This window comes from Acinetobacter sp. CIP 101966 (assembly GCF_000369725.1).
GTDB lineage: Bacteria > Pseudomonadota > Gammaproteobacteria > Pseudomonadales > Moraxellaceae > Acinetobacter > Acinetobacter lwoffii_Q.
Window position 1 is genome coordinate 805488 of sequence record NZ_KB850160.1, and the last position, 15983, is coordinate 821470.

Below are 15983 nucleotides of genomic sequence, written 5' to 3' on the forward strand. Positions count from 1 at the left end.
GGTCATTTCCATGCTTTTGTTTAGACAAAGCACCGCAGCGGTGGTTGTTCCTACCGATTTCAGCGAATTTCAACGTGGCATGAAAGATTCTATCCCCATGCTTTTAGGGATTATTCCCTTTGCGCTGGTGTTGGGTGCGACGGCGGTACAGAAGAATTTCAGCTTGCTCGAAGTGCCGTTACTGACAGGTCTGAACTTTGCCGGTGGTTCTGAGTTTGCCATTTTGGAAGTCTGGAGCAGTCCGCCAAATTTACTCATGCTGATGTTCATTACCTTTCTGGTAAATAGCCGGCATCTGTTGATGGGTGCCAGTTTGGTGCCGTATTTAAAGCATCTCCCGAATCGTAAAGTTTTTCCGGCGCTATTTTTTATGGTCGATGAAAGCTGGGCGCTCGGTCTAGCTGATGCACAAAGGAAACAGGCGCACTTGGGTTATCGTGCTGCGTTTAGCATGCCTTATTATGCTGGCCTGTGTTTTTGCCTGTACTTGATGTGGGTCGGATTTACCACACTCGGCGCCATGCTTGGACCTGTATTAGGTGACATCAACCGTTTTGGTTTCGATATGGCCTTTCCTGCTGTATTTCTGGTGTTACTGAGAAGTATGTGGAAAGGTTTTGAGGCTGCCCGGCCATGGCTGGTCAGTTTAGTCTGTGCGGCTTTGGCTTATTTATATTTACCTGCGGGCTGGTATGTACCGATTGGCGCCTTGTCTGGAATCGCTTCGGCATTTTTCCTGATTCAAGAGGATCAAACATGATCCAGATGAGCACCTTGGTGGCCATTATTCTGATTGCTGCGACCACTTATTTAACCCGGATCTTGGGCTATGTCTTGTTAAAAAATAAAACACTAACACAGCGCCAGCGAAAAATTCTGGAAGTAGTCCCCGGCTGCGTGCTGATTTCAGTGATTGCACCCTATTTTGTACGCGACCATCCTGCAGACCTGATCGCCTTGGCTTTAACGCTATTTGCCGCTACACGTTTTGGATTATTACCGACCGTCGCCATCAGTATGGTTTCTGCTGCAATTTTAAGAATTTTAATAATCTAACGCTAGAAAAACCCCTTTAAATGATCTCTAAAGGGGTTTTGTTTATTTCTGTGGATCAACCACTTTGGTCAGCAAACTGACCAGTTCGGCATTTTGCAATTCAACCTGCTGAAGTTTGGCTGTGGTCTGATCCAGCACTTCCTGCTGCACATGCATTTTTTTGGCTAGATCCTGCATGATTTCCAGGGTCTTTTTTAAATTTTCTTCCAGATGCACGATTTTTTCTTCGACTGGCACGCCTTCCACGCTACGTGGCTCATCACTCTGATTAAACTGCAGCCAGATCAGAAAAATTACCGCCAAAGTCAGCAGTATAATAAATCCCCAAACCACCATCATGTGCTTGCTCTTATTTCATTTTATTGTCTTTATCTTAACGAAAAATGCTGCAGATAACGTAAATAATTCAGCCTCAATTCCTGATTTTCGATCAATTACCGGCAAATTCTCTTAAAACATGGCTTGCAGAATATTTACAGGCAAGAAAAAAGCACCGTATCTCGGTGCTTTTGAGGTTTAGATAACCCGAACTTAATGAAATGATTCACATAAATCCAGCAGACGGTTGGCATAGCCCCACTCGTTATCGTACCAGGCAAAGACTTTGGCTTGATGCCCAACGACTAGAGTCTGGGTCAAATCCACAATCAATGAATATGGGGAATGATTAAAATCACTCGATACCAATGGCTCATCTGTCACGGCCATAATTTCCGCAAAATCCTGCTGGGCAGCCTTGATCAGCACTTCATTCAGCTTGTGATCGGTAATCGGCGACTGGGAGACAAACGTTAAATCAATCGCGGCCACATTAATGGTCGGCACCCGAATTGAATAACCATCAATACGATCTTCCATTTTTGGCATGACACGCTTTAAGGCACCGAGTGCGCTCGAAGTCGTAGGAATGATGTTATGGCCTGAAGCACGTGCACGACGCAAATCACGATGCGCATGATCCAGTACCGACTGATCCGCCGTTACAGCATGGATTTCAGTCATCAGGGCGCTAGTGATGCCAAAAGCATCATCGACAATTTTGACCAGTGGCACCAAAGCCTGTGTAGTACAAGAAACACTGGAAATGATCTGGTCCGATGCTTTGACTTCATGATGATTGACACCATAGACAATCGCGGCATCGACCGTATCAAAAGGTGCTGCGCCGATAATCACACGTTTCGCCCCTGCTCCAATATGCTGGGTCGCGGCTTCACGAGAACGGAACAGTCCAGTACATTCAAGCACTACATCTACCGCCAAGTTTTGCCAAGGCAACTTAGCCGGCTGCGACTCACACAAAACCTGTACTTTTAATGCAGCATCTTGATAGCTGATATGCATATAGATATGTTCAGTATCATAGCTGAGATCCACCTGCCCCGGAAAACGGCCATGGGTCGAGTCATATTTAAACAGGTGAATCAGGGTTTCAACATCGGCAATATCGTTAATGGCAACGATTTCAAAATTAAAATCTTTCGGGTTTTCAAACCATGCACGCAGTACATTCCGTCCAATACGCCCAAATCCATTGATTGCCACTCGTTGCATGACTCGACCTTTTATATGCCTATTTTAAAACTCTTCTATGTTAAAGGATTTCTGGCGCCGTACATTAAAAAACTTCAGTGAAAATACTGATTTTCGATTATTTTATTTCTGATCCATCCGTCTGTATCTGGGTCATTTAAAATTCCAGTTATTTTTAATGTGATGGATATCCACGAATTCTACTGTGGGAAAATTCAATTTAATTATTCAGCGAAAAACCTGAGTAAATAAATCCTTCGCAATTGGTTTTAAAATGATTGGTGCATACTGCTTTTTCCGTTATAATTTGGCGTTTTAAATTTTTAAGCCCCGCATTGCAGCAGAGCTCTTGTATGCTTGTCAGACTGTGGTGTTTTAGCCAAATCGGAAATTATGGAGTGACTTGGTTGTGAGTACTCGTTTTATGACATCAGCTGAAATTCGTGAAGCATTTTTGCGTTACTTTGAATCGCAAGGGCATACACGTGTCGCGTCGAGTTCTCTAGTACCTGCCAATGACCCAACTTTGCTGTTCACCAATGCTGGTATGAACCAGTTTAAAGATTGCTTCTTAGGTCTAGAAAAACGCGATTATGTACGTGCAGTGTCATCACAAAAATGCGTACGCGCAGGTGGTAAGCACAATGACTTAGACAATGTGGGTTATACAGCACGTCACCACACTTTCTTTGAAATGTTGGGTAACTTCTCATTTGGTGATTACTTCAAACGTGATGCGATCAAATTTGCCTGGGACTTTTTGACTAACGAAGAATGGCTTGGTCTTCCTAAAGATAAACTCTATGCAACCGTTTACCACACCGATGATGAAGCCTTTGACATCTGGAACAAAGAAATCGGTCTAGACGCTTCTCGCATTATCCGCATTGGCGATAACAAAGGCGGTCAATACGCATCAGATAACTTCTGGGCAATGGGCGATACCGGTCCATGTGGTCCATGTTCTGAAATCTTCTTTGACCACGGTGAGCATATCTGGGGTGGCCTGCCAGGCACGCCTGAAGAAGATGGTGACCGCTTCATTGAAATCTGGAACAACGTTTTCATGCAGTTCAACCGTACTGCGGATGGTGTATTACACCCTCTTCCAGCGCCTTCTGTGGATACAGGTATGGGCTTGGAGCGTATTTCTGCCGTTTTACAGCACGTCAACTCAAACTACGAAATCGACCTGTTCCAGCATTTACTTAAAGCTGCGGCTGAAATCATTGGTTTGAACACTACAGCACTTGAAGCTGAAGCTGCTGAGAAAGGGACACCAGTTCAGTATCCTGCTTCATTGAAAGTCGTTGCGGACCATGCACGTTCATGTTCATTCTTGATCGCTGATGGCGTAAATCCATCGAATGAAGGCCGTGGTTATGTACTACGTCGTATTATCCGTCGTGCAGTACGTCATGGTAACAAATTAGGCGCAACAGGTTCGTTCTTCCACAAAATGTTGAAGCCACTGATCGAAGTGATGGGCGATGCATACCCTGAACTTGCTGCTCAACAAGCACGTATCGAAGCACAACTTCTTAAAGAAGAAGAACAATTTGCCAAAACACTTGAGCAAGGTTTGAAATTGCTTGAAGGTGAATTGGCACAGTTAAAAGGTTCTGTGATTCCGGGTGAAGTAGTATTTAAACTTTACGACACTTACGGCTTCCCGACAGACTTGACTGCAGATATCGCACGTGAACGTGACTTAACTATTGATGAAGCTGGTTTCGAAACTGAAATGGCTGCACAGCGTCAACGCGCACGTGATGCAGGTAAATTCGCGATCGACTATAATTCTGTTGTGAAAGTCGAAGGTGAAACTCAGTTTGATGGTTATGACGCAACTGCAGGTGAAGGTCAAATCATCGCAATCTACAAAGATGGCGAGCAAGTTGATGAAGTGTTTGAAGGCGATGAAGCACTGATCGTACTCAACCAAACACCTTTCTACGCAGAAAGCGGCGGTCAAATCGGTGATACAGGTATCTTTAAAAACGATACTGGTATTTTCGAAGTTCAAGATACCAAAAAATCTGGTGGCGCATTTGTACACCAAGGTATCGTGACGATGGGTAACTTGAAAGTTACTCAAAATGTAGAAGCAACAGTAAAAGCAGATATTCGTGCAGCAACTGCGCGCAACCACTCTGCGACTCACCTGCTACATGCTGCGTTACGTCAAATTTTAGGTTCACATGTACAGCAAAAAGGTTCATTGGTTGCATCTGATGTGTTACGTTTTGACTTTGCCAATGACCAACCTGTAAGCTTTGAACAGCTGCAAGAAATTGAACGTTTGGTCAATGCTGAAGTGATTGCCAATACTGCGGTGTCTACTGAACTTCTGGATATCGAGTCTGCGAAAGCTAAAGGCGCGATGATGCTGTTTGGCGAGAAATACGGTGACGAAGTACGTGTACTGTCTATGGGTTCAGTGATTGAAGAGAAAAACTTCTCAATCGAACTTTGCGGTGGTATTCACGTAAAACGTACCGGTGATATCGGTCTGTTCAAAATCACCTCTGAAGGTGGTGTGGCAGCCGGTGTACGTCGTATTGAAGCAGTAACAGGCACTAAAGCAGTTGAAGTTGCGCAAAAAGCCGATCGCGATATCAATACGATTAACGGTTTGCTCAAAGCACAAAAAGACCAGACTTTAGAAAAAGTTGAAGCGTTGGTTGATACTGCATCGAGCTTGCAGAAACAGATCGAACAACTCAATCAAAAACTTGCTAGCCTGCAAGCCGGTGAACTTCTAAGCCAAGTTCAAAGCATTGCAGGTCGTGCAACCTTGATTACAACTGTTGAAAACATGGATGCGAAAGCACTTCGCAACCTGCACGACGGTGTGAAATCAAAATTAGAAAATGCAGTGATTGTTCTTGCAGGTGTAGAGGGTGACAAGGTGAGCTTGATCGCATCTGTGGCAAAAGACTTTACTGCTTCTATTAAAGCAGGTGACATCATCAAACATTTAGCGAATGAGCTAGGTGGTAAAGGTGGTGGTAAACCTGACTTGGCACAAGGTGGCGCGCCACTTAACGAGAAGTTTGCTCCAGTGATGGCAGATTTAACTGCCTGGCTTGCAGCAAAATAAAACTTCAATTTTGTGTAACTGACCCTGATGGGTACATCAGGGTCATGGCTTATATGGAACAACTATGGCATTAATCGTTCAAAAATATGGCGGTACCTCTATGGGTACTCCCGAGCGCATTTTAAATGTTGCTCGTCGTGTAAAGCGCTGGCATGACCACGGCCACAAGGTAGTGGTAGTGGTATCAGCAATGAGTGGCGAAACCAATCGTCTGCTTGCTTTAGCGAAGGCCATTACCGAAACCCCTGACCCACGTGAACTAGACCAAATGGTATCTACGGGTGAACAGGTTACGATTTCTATGTTAGCAATGGCGCTGAACTCAATTGGAGTTGAAGCAAAATCACTAACAGGTCGCCAGGTTGGCATGAAAACCGACAGCTCATTCAATAAGGCACGTATCGAATCCATTGATACTGAAGTCCTAAACTCAAATCTGGATGCAGGCCGCGTACTTGTCGTTGCCGGTTTCCAGGGTTTTGATGAACATGGCAATACCACCACTTTAGGGCGTGGCGGTTCTGATACTTCAGGTGTTGCAATTGCTGCCGCCCTCAAAGCAGATGAATGCCAGATTTATACCGACGTTGACGGTGTATATACCACCGATCCACGTGTTGCACCAAAAGCAAAAAAAGTTGATCGTATTTCATTTGAAGAAATGCTTGAGATGGCGTCACTCGGTTCTAAAGTCCTGCAAATTCGTTCAGTTGAATTTGCTGGTAAATACCAGGTGCCTTTACGCGTATTATCAAGTTTCGACAATGACAACGATGGCGCATTCGACGAAGAGTTTAAGCAAAACGTTGGTACACTTATTACGACTGAATTGGAAGACAATATGGAACAGCCAATTATCTCCGGTATCGCATTTAACCGTGACGAAGCAAAATTAACTATTTTAGGCGTGCCTGACGAACCGGGTATTGCTTCTAAAATTTTGTGCCCGATTGGTGATGCCAATGTTGAAGTGGATATGATTATCCAGAACGTTGAAGAAGATGGTACAACTGATTTCACTTTTACTGTGAACCGTGGCGAATTAAATAAAGCCAAAGCCATTCTTGAAGCAACTGCTCAAGAAATTGGTGCACGTGAAGTTGCGACTCGTTCAGATATCGTAAAAGTATCGATCGTAGGTGTCGGTATGCGTTCACATGCCGGTGTAGCGAGCAAAATGTTTACAGCATTGGCAGATGAAGGTATTAACATCCTGATGATCTCGACGTCTGAAATCAAGATTTCTGTGATCATTGAAGAAAATTATCTTGAACTTGCGGTTCGTTCATTGCATACCGCATTCGGTTTAGACCGTGAACAAGGCGAATCTAGCGCACGTGCTTAAGCGTTAAGACAGAATATTGTCATTGTTTGACAGTATTTTATAAAAGTCTACAAAAATGCAGAGCCACTATAGTTTTTTTTATAGTGGCTCTGTTATATTAAGCCTGAGGATTTTTAACCAGCTGAGATAGATTAAAATCTTTCACCCAGATGACAGAATTTCTATCCAGATCTTATTTTGTAATTTTTGGTTGTGCTTTTTGTTTTACATTCAATAGATTGCAGGTTTTGCATTTTGCAAGGAGAAAAACATGCTGATTCTGACTCGACGCGTCGGGGAAACTTTAATGATTGGTGATCAAGTCAGTGTGACTGTGCTTGGTGTAAAAGGTAACCAGGTTCGTATCGGGGTAAATGCTCCGAAAGAAGTCTCTGTGCACCGTGAAGAGATTTACCAGCGTATCCAGCATGAACGTGCAATGCATGAACATCTTCAACATATCGATCAAGATTACCAACCTTCTTATGAAGACGATAGCCAGACACAAAATAACTTTAACCGTTAATGTTTGTGCGAAGAATAAAGCGGCTTTTGAGCCGCTTTAAATTTGTCTAAATTTTATACAAAAATATTAAATACTTAGATAATTTAAAATAAAACTTAAAGTTCTGCACCCTGCTGTAATGCTGCAATCACCTTTTTTACCGGCCCAAAACTGCGACGATGCTCATCAATCACGCCATGTAAGGCAATCGCTTCAAAATGTGCCTTGGTCGGATAACCCTTGTGCTTGGCAAAGCCAAATTGCGGATGCTTCTGGTCCATCTCGATCATCTGATGATCACGGGTTACTTTCGCCAGAATACTGGCTGCTGAAATTTCAGCATGCAGTGCATCACCACCCACCACGGCATCACAGCTCATAGCAAGGCCCTGTGGAATCTTGTTGCCATCGACCAATACATGCTCAGGCTGAACTGGCAAAGCTTCTACAGCACGGCGCATGGCCAGCAAAGAAGCTTGCAAAATATTATGTTCATCAATCTCTGCCGCAGAAGCCTCAGCAATGGCCCATGCCAGCGCTTTTTCCTGAATCTCGATAAAAAGTTTTTCACGCTTCTTTTCAGTGAGTTTTTTAGAATCATTTAAACCCTCAATCGGGTTGTTCGGATCCAAAATAACTGCCGCAGCGACCACCGAACCCACTAATGGCCCACGCCCTGCTTCATCTACACCAGCAATCTTCATGTCTATTTTTCCATAAAAAATAGGCTGAACCAGTCAGCCTATTTCAATTTAATCTTGGCTTAGTTTACAGCTTCAGCTACACAAGCGTTAATGGTTTTTGCAACCACATTGCCGACAATCGTCGCACGTGCTGCCGGGTCAATCGCTGCAGTCGCCAAATCTACCGCTGTTACGCTTTGGGGTGCTTTTTCGCTGACACAGCCACAAATTTCAGTCTGGATATTCTGCTTTTGGGTCGTAGTCATTAGACGTGTAGCTGTTTGCCATGCTGGAATATTATTCAGCTCAGTCGTACATTTTGCATTGATCGCGATTTTAAGCGCAGCCCCACCCAGCTGTTGAGTCGTGGTTTGCGTTTCAGGGCTGCCTGTTGTTGCACAAGCCGATAAAACCAAAGTAAGCGGAGCAAGTGCAGCCAATAATTTTTTCACAGATCTGTTCCTTGTTTATTCATATATGAAGCGTGACGCTATTGTGCCGAAATTCACCTGAATAAGAAATCTATAAATCATCCTGAATGTTTAATCTGCACCCAGCCATTTCAATGGATGTTGCATGAAAGCCACCATAGCGTTGCAGATTTGGAATTGCTGGGCTGATTCGCCCTTTGCTAAGGTGCATCCATCTTTGAGGGCAATCGAAAATCACATGGAAAAAGTACAATATTACACGCGCACGGTACAATGGTTGCACTGGATCATGGCAGTTATCTTTATTGCGGCCTGGCTGATTGGTTTTTATAGTGGGAATTTTTTAAGTTATGAAGTCGATGGCAGCTTTAAAGGCGATGTCATCACCCTGCATAAAAATATCGCCACCACCATTATTTTCCTGTTGGTTGTGCGAATTTTCTGGCGTTATACCCACCCTGCCCCTGAACTACCGGACACTATGTCACCCCGGATGAAAACTTTGGCACATGCAGGTCATCTGGCTTTGTATTTTATGCTGATTGCCCTACCTGTCACCGGCTGTTTATATAGCTGGAGTCTGGGCTATCCAGCACCAGTGCTATATTTATTTAACCTGCCGGCACTGATTTCAGAAAATCCGGCTGTAACCGCGATCGTAAAACCCCTGCATATCTGGCTTTCCTGGGCAGTTGGCTTACTTTTAGTTGGACATATTTTCGCAGCACTGAAACATCATTTTATCGATAAAGATCATGTACTCAACAGCATGACCCGACAATCCAAATCTTCTAAAAAATAATCTGCAAAACCACACTCAATCAGCTTTCATTGCAAAGCTGATTTTATTTTAAGAACTCGGTCATGCAGCCTTTCAGACTGTTTGCAATAGCCTGTTGCGTGAGTTTTGACTTTACTTCTTCATCCAGAGTCGCTTTCAGTAAAGTGCTTGCCGGAATATCCTTGAGTGCATGCTCACCTACACATGAACAGACATTTTGCTCAAGTTCAGCTTTATTTTTGTCCTGCATAAAATAGGTCGAGGCAGTCCAGAATTTAGATGCTTTCAATTCTTTTGCACATTGGTATTCAATCACGGGTTTTAAAGTACGCTGTGTCAAAGTCATATCTGCATTTGAGCAGGCAGATATCAACACGCTACTGATGAGTAGAATTACATGTTTCAACTTCATATCCATTTATAAAAAACAAAGGCAGAGCGTACCCTGCCTGTTATCTAAAAACTTAAACCAGGGCACGGATCTGGTTGATCCATTGCTCTTTATCAGCATCGGTAATAAAAGAAGCTTCAAATGAGTTGATGGCCAACTGCTTCAATTCCTCGTTGCTTAAATCCAGTGCTTCAGCAATGGCAATAAAATTGTCATTCATATAACCACCAAAATAAGATGGATCATCTGAATTGACCGTGACATGCACACCTTGCTGTAAGAGGCGACGGATATTATGCTGCTGCATATCATCCACGACGCAGAGTTTCAGGTTTGACAATGGGCAAACCGTCAGTGGCATCTTTTCTGCGATCAGGCGCTGCATTAACGCCGGATCCTCTTCCGAACGTACACCATGATCAATACGATTTACTTTCAGCAAATCTAAAGCTTCCCAGACATAGGCTGCCGGGCCTTCCTCACCTGCATGTGCTACAACCAAGAAACCTGCTTCACGCGCTTTAGCAAAGACACGTTCAAACTTTGAAGGTGGATGCCCGACTTCACTTGAGTCCAAACCGACTGCAATAATCTGGTCTTTATAAGGTAAGGCCTGTTCCAATGTTGCAAATGCAGCATCTTCACTTAAATGACGCAAGAAGCACATAATCAGATGTGAACTGATACCAAGTTTAGTTTTGGCATCATCACAGGCTTTTTGCAAGCCGTTGATCACGGTTGCAAAAGCAACGCCACGATCGGTATGGGTCTGTGGATCAAAGAACATTTCAATATGCACGACCCGGTCTTCAGCACATTTCTCAAAATACGCCCAGGCCAGATCATAAAAATCCTGTTCATGAATCAATACAGTAGCACCAGCATAATAAATATCCAGGAAGGACTGAAGATTATGAAAGTTATAGGCCTGTTTAACTTCTTCAACAGATTTATACGGGATGGCAATTTTATTACGCTGAGCGATCGCAAACATTAGCTCAGGCTCAAAAGTGCCCTCAATATGAACATGAAGCTCGGCTTTTGGCAAAGCTCGAATCAACTCAAGACGGTTCATCGCTTCTCCTCATGAAACCTAAAATAATAAAAAAAGGGTGCAAACTGAGTTTACACCCTTTCCAAATCTAGAAAAATTAGCCGCCAAATAGTGCGAATTTAAGCGTCCATAGTACTGCAACAATCCAGACCATATACGGTACAGTTGATGCCTTACCGGTTAACAATTTGATCAGTGCATAGCTAATGAAGCCCATCGCAATACCATCCGCAATCGAATAGGTAAATGGCATAAATACAATGGTTAAAAATGCAGGGACTGCTTCTGTAATGTCTTCCCAGTCAATATGCACGATACCTTGAATCATTAAGACACCGACAAATAACAGCGCTGGCGCGGTTGCAAAGCTTGGTACAGACTGTGCCAATGGTGCCAGGAACAAACAGGCAACAAACAGGATACCGACTACGACGGCAGTTAGACCTGTACGGCCACCGGCTGCTACGCCTGCAGAAGATTCAATGTATGGTGTAGTCGATGAGGTACCTAAAGCTGCACCTGCAACAATTGCAGAAGAGTCAGCAAAAAGTGCTTTTTTCAAACGCGGCAGTTTGCCATCTTTCAACAAGCCTGCACGGTGTGAAACACCTACGAGCGTACCGGTTGAGTCAAACAGATCAACCAGAAAGAAGACAAAAATCACGCCAATTAAACTGGCAGTGAACAGACCTTCAAAGCTCATTTGCATAAATGTGGGTGCAATCGATGGCACTGCGCCAACCACACCTTTAAATTCACTCAGACCCAATGCTGCTGAAATACCGGTTAACACCAAAATACTGATGATGATCGCACCACGCACTTTAAAGTGATGCATCACAACAACCAGAAGGAAACCAAATAATGCAAGTAAAACCGATGGTTGTTTTAAATCACCCAAACCTACCAATGTAGCGGGATTATCCACAATCAGGCCGGCATTTTTCAAAGCAATCAGCGCAAGGAATAAGCCAATACCACCACCGATGGCCAGTTTCAGCGACATTGGAATCGCATTGACAATGGCTTCACGGATTTTGAATATGCTGATCGCAATAAACACAAGACCGGAGATAAACACAGCCCCAAGTGCTGTTTGCCAAGGCACACCCATTCCCAAACATACGGAATAGGTAAAGAAGGCATTCAAGCCCATGCCTGGTGCAAGTGCAATTGGATAATTTGCAATCAAGCCCATGACTAAACAGCCAATCGCGGCTGCAAGACAGGTTGCTACAAAGACAGCCCCATGATCCATCCCCGTTTCGGACAAAATCATCGGATTGACAATAATGATGTAACACATCGTTAAGAATGTTGTCACACCGGCAAGAACTTCTGTACGGAAACTGGTTTTGTTTTCACTCAGTTTAAACAGACGTTCAAGCATACTTTCTGAAGATGGATTAGGAGTCGTCATGACCTAGCCCCTATTGAGTAAACTTTATGCTTTAAGCAAGCCGTCAAATAAATGAAATTTTATAAAAAAATTCATCAATTTTAAGGATGTGTTAGCAACGAATATGCCAGCATAGCCATTTGACGGGTTAAAATGTTGGAACAGCTTACAGCCCCAGGGCTATGCTATAAAAACCCAAAAAAAATCTAAACAAAAAAGCTGCATAACCTTTATGCAGCTTTATTTTCTCGATTTAAATCAAATGCTTAACAAGATGAATTCTGCTTCATCCTGATCGTTGGCAAATTATAACACATTGATTTCTTATTGCTTATTTGATTTTACACTTTATTAGAAATTAATATATTCCAGGTGAATATTTAAAAAATTTTATTATATTTATTATGTTTTTAATTTTACTAATCCAGCCCAATTGGCGGGAGGAAGGTAGTACAAGCTGCTTAATGTCGATGCCGATTGGATTCCAGCAATTTGCTTGAATCACGTCCATCGTTCAAGACATGACGGATCTTTTCATATTTTCTGATTTCGGACTGTTTATGGACACAAAATCCTAATAAACTGATCATTAAGGCAAAAACAGGGATAGCATATATTTTCATTTTTATTATGCTGCTTTGTAACACTATGCAATTATGCTAACAAAAAACCTAACAAACTTGTGACATAGTTTACATTTAACCCGATAGAAGGCATTTATTTATCCTCTAAATATTAATTTTATGTCGTTTTATTTATTAATACTTAATTAATTTATAATTCTTTTTTCAAAAAATCGATCCTATTAAAAATCCTTTTAAAAAAAACTAAATAATTGAATTTAATATATTTTTTAAACCACCTAAAAGAAGTTTATTCAAAATTAAGATATGGAGATAAATGAAATCTAACCTATTCAATAGAAATTATTTCGATTTATTTTATCGGCCTTTTCCAAGAATGCTCAACTTTAATTTTTAGAATAAAATGATCTAAATAAGGGAGATTTTGCTAGGGATTTCAAGATGTTTAGCGATATTTTTTATTTTTAATTACCTTGAAGCTCTACCTGATATTCAAGAATTACAGATTTTATAGTTGTCATGATGCTGTCTATTATTCCCTACTCACATCACATGCATGTACATAGTTCAAGAACCTAACCATAATAACGACATCCCAATATCCGGCATATATATCCTCATGCTGAATACTGGGAATCATCTCATTTATGCACTCAGTTGTTCATCACGTTTGAACACCAGTTCTCCCTTAAGTGAACTGTCTGCATCGAAATAATAGCCATCGCTATTAAAAGCTTTCAACTCTTCGACACAATCAATTTTATTTTCAATCATAAAACGCGCCATGAGACCGCGTGCTTTTTTGGCATAGAAACTAATCACTTTATATTTGCCATTTTTCTGATCCAGAAATACCGGCTTGATAATGTCTGCCTGAATTTTGCACTCGTTGACTGATTTGTAATATTCATCAGAGGCGATATTCACCAGGATTTCAGAATTTGCTGCTGCTAGATCCTGATTAATCAGATCAGTAATGTGATGTGCCCAGAAGTCATATAGGTTATGCCCGCGGGAATTGGCCAATTTGGTTCCCATTTCCAGACGGTACGGCATCATCAAATCCAAGGGACGTAAGAGTCCATATAATCCAGACAACATGCGTAAACGGTCTTGTGCATAGTGCAGATCTTCATGTTTTAAACTATAGGCATCCAGACCTGTATAGACATCGCCTTTAAATGCAAAAATCGCCTGACGGGCATTGGCTAAATTAAAATTCGGTTGCCAGTCATTAAAACGTGCGGTATTTAAAGTGGCAATTTTTTCACTAACACTCATTAAGCTGGAAATTTCTGTTGCAGAAAGTGTGCGACAAACGTTGATCAAGTCCTGTGAATGTTCTAATAATCTCGCTTGAGTAAATTGGTCAGTCGGTAATGGAGTATCGTAATCGAGAGTTTTGGCTGGAGAAATTAAAGCGAGCATGGCAACCTGGTCAAAAAATGATTAATCAAACTATATCAGTCTGCTTATTTTAATTCCAATTCATGTTTTTATTCACCATAATCGTTAAAATGCACGATTCTCCTGTTAATCATCGGTTTTTATATGCCCGAGCAAATTTTTCTTCAAGGGCCTGCGGGTCAGATTGAAGTTTTTGTGGATTATCCTCAGGGTGAAGTGAAAGGATTCGCGGTAGTTTGTCACCCCCATCCATTGCAAGGCGGTACACCACAACATAAGGTTCCGGTTTTACTGGCACAAATGTATCTGGAACGTGGCTGTATTGTGTATCGTCCAAGTTTCCGTGGTTCTGGTCAAAGTGAAGGTATACACGACGAGGGCTTCGGTGAGACGGATGATGTATTAGAAGTCATTCGGTTCGCTCGCAACCAGCATATTGCCCTGCCTTTTTATGCAGGCGGTTTTAGTTTTGGTGCGCATGTCATGGCAAAAAGCTATGCAGCCTTACCGGTAGAACTGCAACCAAAGCAAACCATTTTATGTGGTCTGCCGACTGCAACAGTAGCTGGTATTCGTCATTATGTGACACCAGCCATCAAAGGCGACATTCTGTTCATTCACGGTGAAGCCGATGAAGTGACTTTGCTCTCAGATATGATTGAATGGGCAAAGCCACAACGCCATTTAGTGACCGTATTACCTGGTGCCAACCATTTCTTTACCGGCTATTTAAAGCAATTACGGATCGCAATGACCCGGTACTTAGCGCTTGGCTAAATAAAAAAACCCATCAAATGATGGGTTTTTTATTAAAAGACAAAATCTTCTGCAAAAATTTCATACATCACAGCCCGATATTTAGGCTTATCGATGTAGCGGATAATTTTTCCGCCCAAGCGTTCTGCAATTTTACGGCTAGCCCAGTTTTCTTCTGCTACCGGGTAGCTTAAAACTTGAATCCCTAATGTATTGAAAGCATAAGCCACAACACAATGCACTACCTCATGTCCATAATGATGACCATGTGCAGTTTCACGAATCCAAATACCGACTTCAGGTATTTCATCATGAAGTCGATGCAAACCACATAGCCCAATAAATTCTTGTGTTTCAATATGACGGATCACAAATACATATTCTTTATAATCAGTCATATTTTCCAGCCAATTTTGCCAGACTGTTGCAAATCCCTGTTCAGATTGTGGTGGGTCCCACGCCATAAAACGTGTCAAACTCGGCGTAATTGAAGCATAAGTTTCTTTGGCATCGGCTGATTTAAAACAATTCAGGATCAAGCGTTTACTTTGCAGTGTAGGCAAAGCTGATTGAGTCTGTTGAATTAGCTCTTCCATTCAAACTCGCTAAAGCGTTCCTGCTCTTTTAGAGAGGTTTCCACTGCCTGTGCAAGCTGATTAAGCAAACTTCTTTCGGTGATACGATCCAGCCAGTCCTGTTCTTCTTCAGGATATGAGGCAATCTCACAGACCAGATGCCCTTGTTCATCTCTGGTTTCGCAACTCACTGATAAAGGCAGCGCATGTTCTTCTACGCTGACGGCAACCTGAGCACCACTTTGGCTTAAGGTCTGAAAACCGTATTTACCTAATTTTTCGGCAAGTAAATGTGCTACATATTCCTGGGTTTCTTGACCATCCCGTGGTGTTTGGCTCTGGGTATTGGCCATGAATTTTAATTTTCGCATCGCTACTTCCAAATGGCTTTTTTCTTATAT

The 15983-nt window shown here is 42.4% G+C and carries 17 protein-coding genes; 7 read left to right on the forward strand and 10 right to left on the reverse strand.

Going from position 1 to position 15983, the window contains the following annotated elements; genetic code table 11:
* Positions 1 to 10 precede the first annotated feature (10 nt).
* On the forward strand, positions 11 to 760 hold the full coding sequence (locus F891_RS09950) for an AzlC family ABC transporter permease (protein WP_005263420.1): 750 nt from the start codon (positions 11 to 13) through the stop codon (positions 758 to 760).
* A complete protein-coding gene (locus tag F891_RS09955; protein ID WP_005263421.1) occupies positions 757 to 1056 on the forward strand; it encodes an AzlD family protein in 300 nt (99 codons plus the stop codon). The genes F891_RS09950 and F891_RS09955 overlap by 4 nt, the downstream gene beginning before the upstream one ends.
* A gap of 42 nt (positions 1057 to 1098) precedes the next feature.
* On the opposite strand, the gene F891_RS09960 is transcribed toward F891_RS09955, so the two are convergent.
* Together F891_RS09960 and F891_RS09965 are read right to left on the reverse strand one after the other, a co-directional pair.
* Positions 1099 to 1395: a hypothetical protein gene (locus tag F891_RS09960; RefSeq protein ID WP_004278968.1), complete on the reverse strand. Its 297-nt coding sequence runs from the start codon at positions 1393 to 1395 to the stop codon at positions 1099 to 1101.
* 192 nt (positions 1396 to 1587) lie between these two features.
* Entirely contained in the window at positions 1588 to 2610 is a 1023-nt protein-coding gene (locus F891_RS09965; protein ID WP_004278969.1) for a type I glyceraldehyde-3-phosphate dehydrogenase, read from the reverse strand.
* A 388-nt stretch (positions 2611 to 2998) separates the two neighbouring features.
* On the opposite strand from F891_RS09965, the gene alaS reads away from it, so the two are divergent.
* The 3 genes from alaS to csrA all read left to right on the forward strand — a co-directional run bounded on the left by alaS (position 2999) and on the right by csrA (position 7542).
* The gene (gene alaS / locus F891_RS09970; RefSeq protein ID WP_171066344.1) at positions 2999 to 5692 is read left to right on the forward strand and encodes an alanine--tRNA ligase; all 2694 of its coding nucleotides are present in this window, start codon (positions 2999 to 3001) and stop codon (positions 5690 to 5692) included.
* Positions 5693 to 5756: 64 nt separating this feature from the next.
* Entirely contained in the window at positions 5757 to 7037 is a 1281-nt protein-coding gene (locus F891_RS09975; RefSeq protein WP_004278971.1) for an aspartate kinase, read from the forward strand.
* A gap of 250 nt (positions 7038 to 7287) precedes the next feature.
* Positions 7288 to 7542, forward strand: coding sequence for a carbon storage regulator CsrA (gene csrA, locus F891_RS09980; RefSeq protein WP_004278972.1), 255 nt, complete (start codon positions 7288 to 7290; stop codon positions 7540 to 7542).
* Between the two features lie 95 nt (positions 7543 to 7637).
* Here the strand turns inward: csrA and rnhB are convergent, their stop codons facing one another.
* Together rnhB and F891_RS09990 are read right to left on the reverse strand one after the other, a co-directional pair.
* The gene (gene rnhB, locus F891_RS09985; protein ID WP_004278973.1) at positions 7638 to 8225 is read right to left on the reverse strand and encodes a ribonuclease HII; all 588 of its coding nucleotides are present in this window, start codon (positions 8223 to 8225) and stop codon (positions 7638 to 7640) included.
* A 59-nt stretch (positions 8226 to 8284) separates the two neighbouring features.
* Entirely contained in the window at positions 8285 to 8656 is a 372-nt protein-coding gene (locus F891_RS09990; protein ID WP_004278974.1) for a hypothetical protein, read from the reverse strand.
* A gap of 217 nt (positions 8657 to 8873) precedes the next feature.
* Between F891_RS09990 and F891_RS09995 the strand changes: the two genes are divergently transcribed.
* Complete coding sequence (locus F891_RS09995; protein WP_004278975.1) at positions 8874 to 9437, forward strand: cytochrome b; 564 nt, start codon at positions 8874 to 8876, stop codon at positions 9435 to 9437.
* A 43-nt stretch (positions 9438 to 9480) separates the two neighbouring features.
* Here the strand turns inward: F891_RS09995 and F891_RS10000 are convergent, their stop codons facing one another.
* The 4 genes from F891_RS10000 to yaaA form a co-directional block, all read right to left on the reverse strand.
* The gene (locus F891_RS10000) at positions 9481 to 9834 is read right to left on the reverse strand and encodes a hypothetical protein (RefSeq protein ID WP_004278976.1); all 354 of its coding nucleotides are present in this window, start codon (positions 9832 to 9834) and stop codon (positions 9481 to 9483) included.
* A 46-nt stretch (positions 9835 to 9880) separates the two neighbouring features.
* On the reverse strand, positions 9881 to 10882 hold the full coding sequence (locus F891_RS10005) for an adenosine deaminase (RefSeq protein ID WP_004278977.1): 1002 nt from the start codon (positions 10880 to 10882) through the stop codon (positions 9881 to 9883).
* 76 nt (positions 10883 to 10958) lie between these two features.
* The gene (locus F891_RS10010) at positions 10959 to 12281 is read right to left on the reverse strand and encodes an NCS2 family permease (RefSeq protein WP_004278978.1); all 1323 of its coding nucleotides are present in this window, start codon (positions 12279 to 12281) and stop codon (positions 10959 to 10961) included.
* Positions 12282 to 13489: 1208 nt separating this feature from the next.
* The gene (gene yaaA, locus F891_RS10015; protein WP_004278979.1) at positions 13490 to 14272 is read right to left on the reverse strand and encodes a peroxide stress protein YaaA; all 783 of its coding nucleotides are present in this window, start codon (positions 14270 to 14272) and stop codon (positions 13490 to 13492) included.
* A 123-nt stretch (positions 14273 to 14395) separates the two neighbouring features.
* Here yaaA and F891_RS10020 point away from each other — a divergent pair, with 123 nt between their 5' ends.
* Positions 14396 to 15028: an alpha/beta hydrolase gene (locus F891_RS10020; protein WP_004645565.1), complete on the forward strand. Its 633-nt coding sequence runs from the start codon at positions 14396 to 14398 to the stop codon at positions 15026 to 15028.
* Between the two features lie 32 nt (positions 15029 to 15060).
* Here F891_RS10020 and F891_RS10025 read toward each other — a convergent pair whose 3' ends face one another.
* Positions 15061 to 15603 carry a GNAT family N-acetyltransferase gene (locus F891_RS10025; protein ID WP_004278982.1) on the reverse strand — a complete coding sequence of 181 codons (543 nt, stop codon included), beginning with the start codon at positions 15601 to 15603 and terminating at the stop codon, positions 15061 to 15063.
* Entirely contained in the window at positions 15591 to 15953 is a 363-nt protein-coding gene (locus F891_RS10030) for a hypothetical protein (RefSeq protein WP_004278984.1), read from the reverse strand. The genes F891_RS10025 and F891_RS10030 overlap by 13 nt, the downstream gene beginning before the upstream one ends.
* Positions 15954 to 15983 lie beyond the last annotated feature (30 nt).

What these genes read in the sequence shown, in the direction of transcription:
- F891_RS10025 (WP_004278982.1), bottom strand. Translation starts at nt 15,603, where the DNA reads ATGGAAGAGCTAATTCAACAGACTCAATCAGCTTTGCCTACACTGCAA.
- F891_RS09950 (WP_005263420.1), top strand. Translation starts at nt 11, where the DNA reads ATGCTTTTGTTTAGACAAAGCACCGCAGCGGTGGTTGTTCCTACCGAT.
- F891_RS09975 (WP_004278971.1), top strand. Translation starts at nt 5,757, where the DNA reads ATGGCATTAATCGTTCAAAAATATGGCGGTACCTCTATGGGTACTCCC.
- F891_RS10020 (WP_004645565.1), top strand. Translation starts at nt 14,396, where the DNA reads ATGCCCGAGCAAATTTTTCTTCAAGGGCCTGCGGGTCAGATTGAAGTT.
- rnhB (WP_004278973.1), bottom strand. Translation starts at nt 8,225, where the DNA reads ATGAAGATTGCTGGTGTAGATGAAGCAGGGCGTGGGCCATTAGTGGGT.
- F891_RS09960 (WP_004278968.1), bottom strand. Translation starts at nt 1,395, where the DNA reads ATGATGGTGGTTTGGGGATTTATTATACTGCTGACTTTGGCGGTAATT.
- F891_RS10005 (WP_004278977.1), bottom strand. Translation starts at nt 10,882, where the DNA reads ATGAACCGTCTTGAGTTGATTCGAGCTTTGCCAAAAGCCGAGCTTCAT.
- F891_RS10010 (WP_004278978.1), bottom strand. Translation starts at nt 12,281, where the DNA reads ATGACGACTCCTAATCCATCTTCAGAAAGTATGCTTGAACGTCTGTTT.
- csrA (WP_004278972.1), top strand. Translation starts at nt 7,288, where the DNA reads ATGCTGATTCTGACTCGACGCGTCGGGGAAACTTTAATGATTGGTGAT.
- F891_RS10000 (WP_004278976.1), bottom strand. Translation starts at nt 9,834, where the DNA reads ATGGATATGAAGTTGAAACATGTAATTCTACTCATCAGTAGCGTGTTG.
- yaaA (WP_004278979.1), bottom strand. Translation starts at nt 14,272, where the DNA reads ATGCTCGCTTTAATTTCTCCAGCCAAAACTCTCGATTACGATACTCCA.
- F891_RS09995 (WP_004278975.1), top strand. Translation starts at nt 8,874, where the DNA reads ATGGAAAAAGTACAATATTACACGCGCACGGTACAATGGTTGCACTGG.
- F891_RS09965 (WP_004278969.1), bottom strand. Translation starts at nt 2,610, where the DNA reads ATGCAACGAGTGGCAATCAATGGATTTGGGCGTATTGGACGGAATGTA.
- F891_RS10030 (WP_004278984.1), bottom strand. Translation starts at nt 15,953, where the DNA reads ATGCGAAAATTAAAATTCATGGCCAATACCCAGAGCCAAACACCACGG.
- F891_RS09955 (WP_005263421.1), top strand. Translation starts at nt 757, where the DNA reads ATGATCCAGATGAGCACCTTGGTGGCCATTATTCTGATTGCTGCGACC.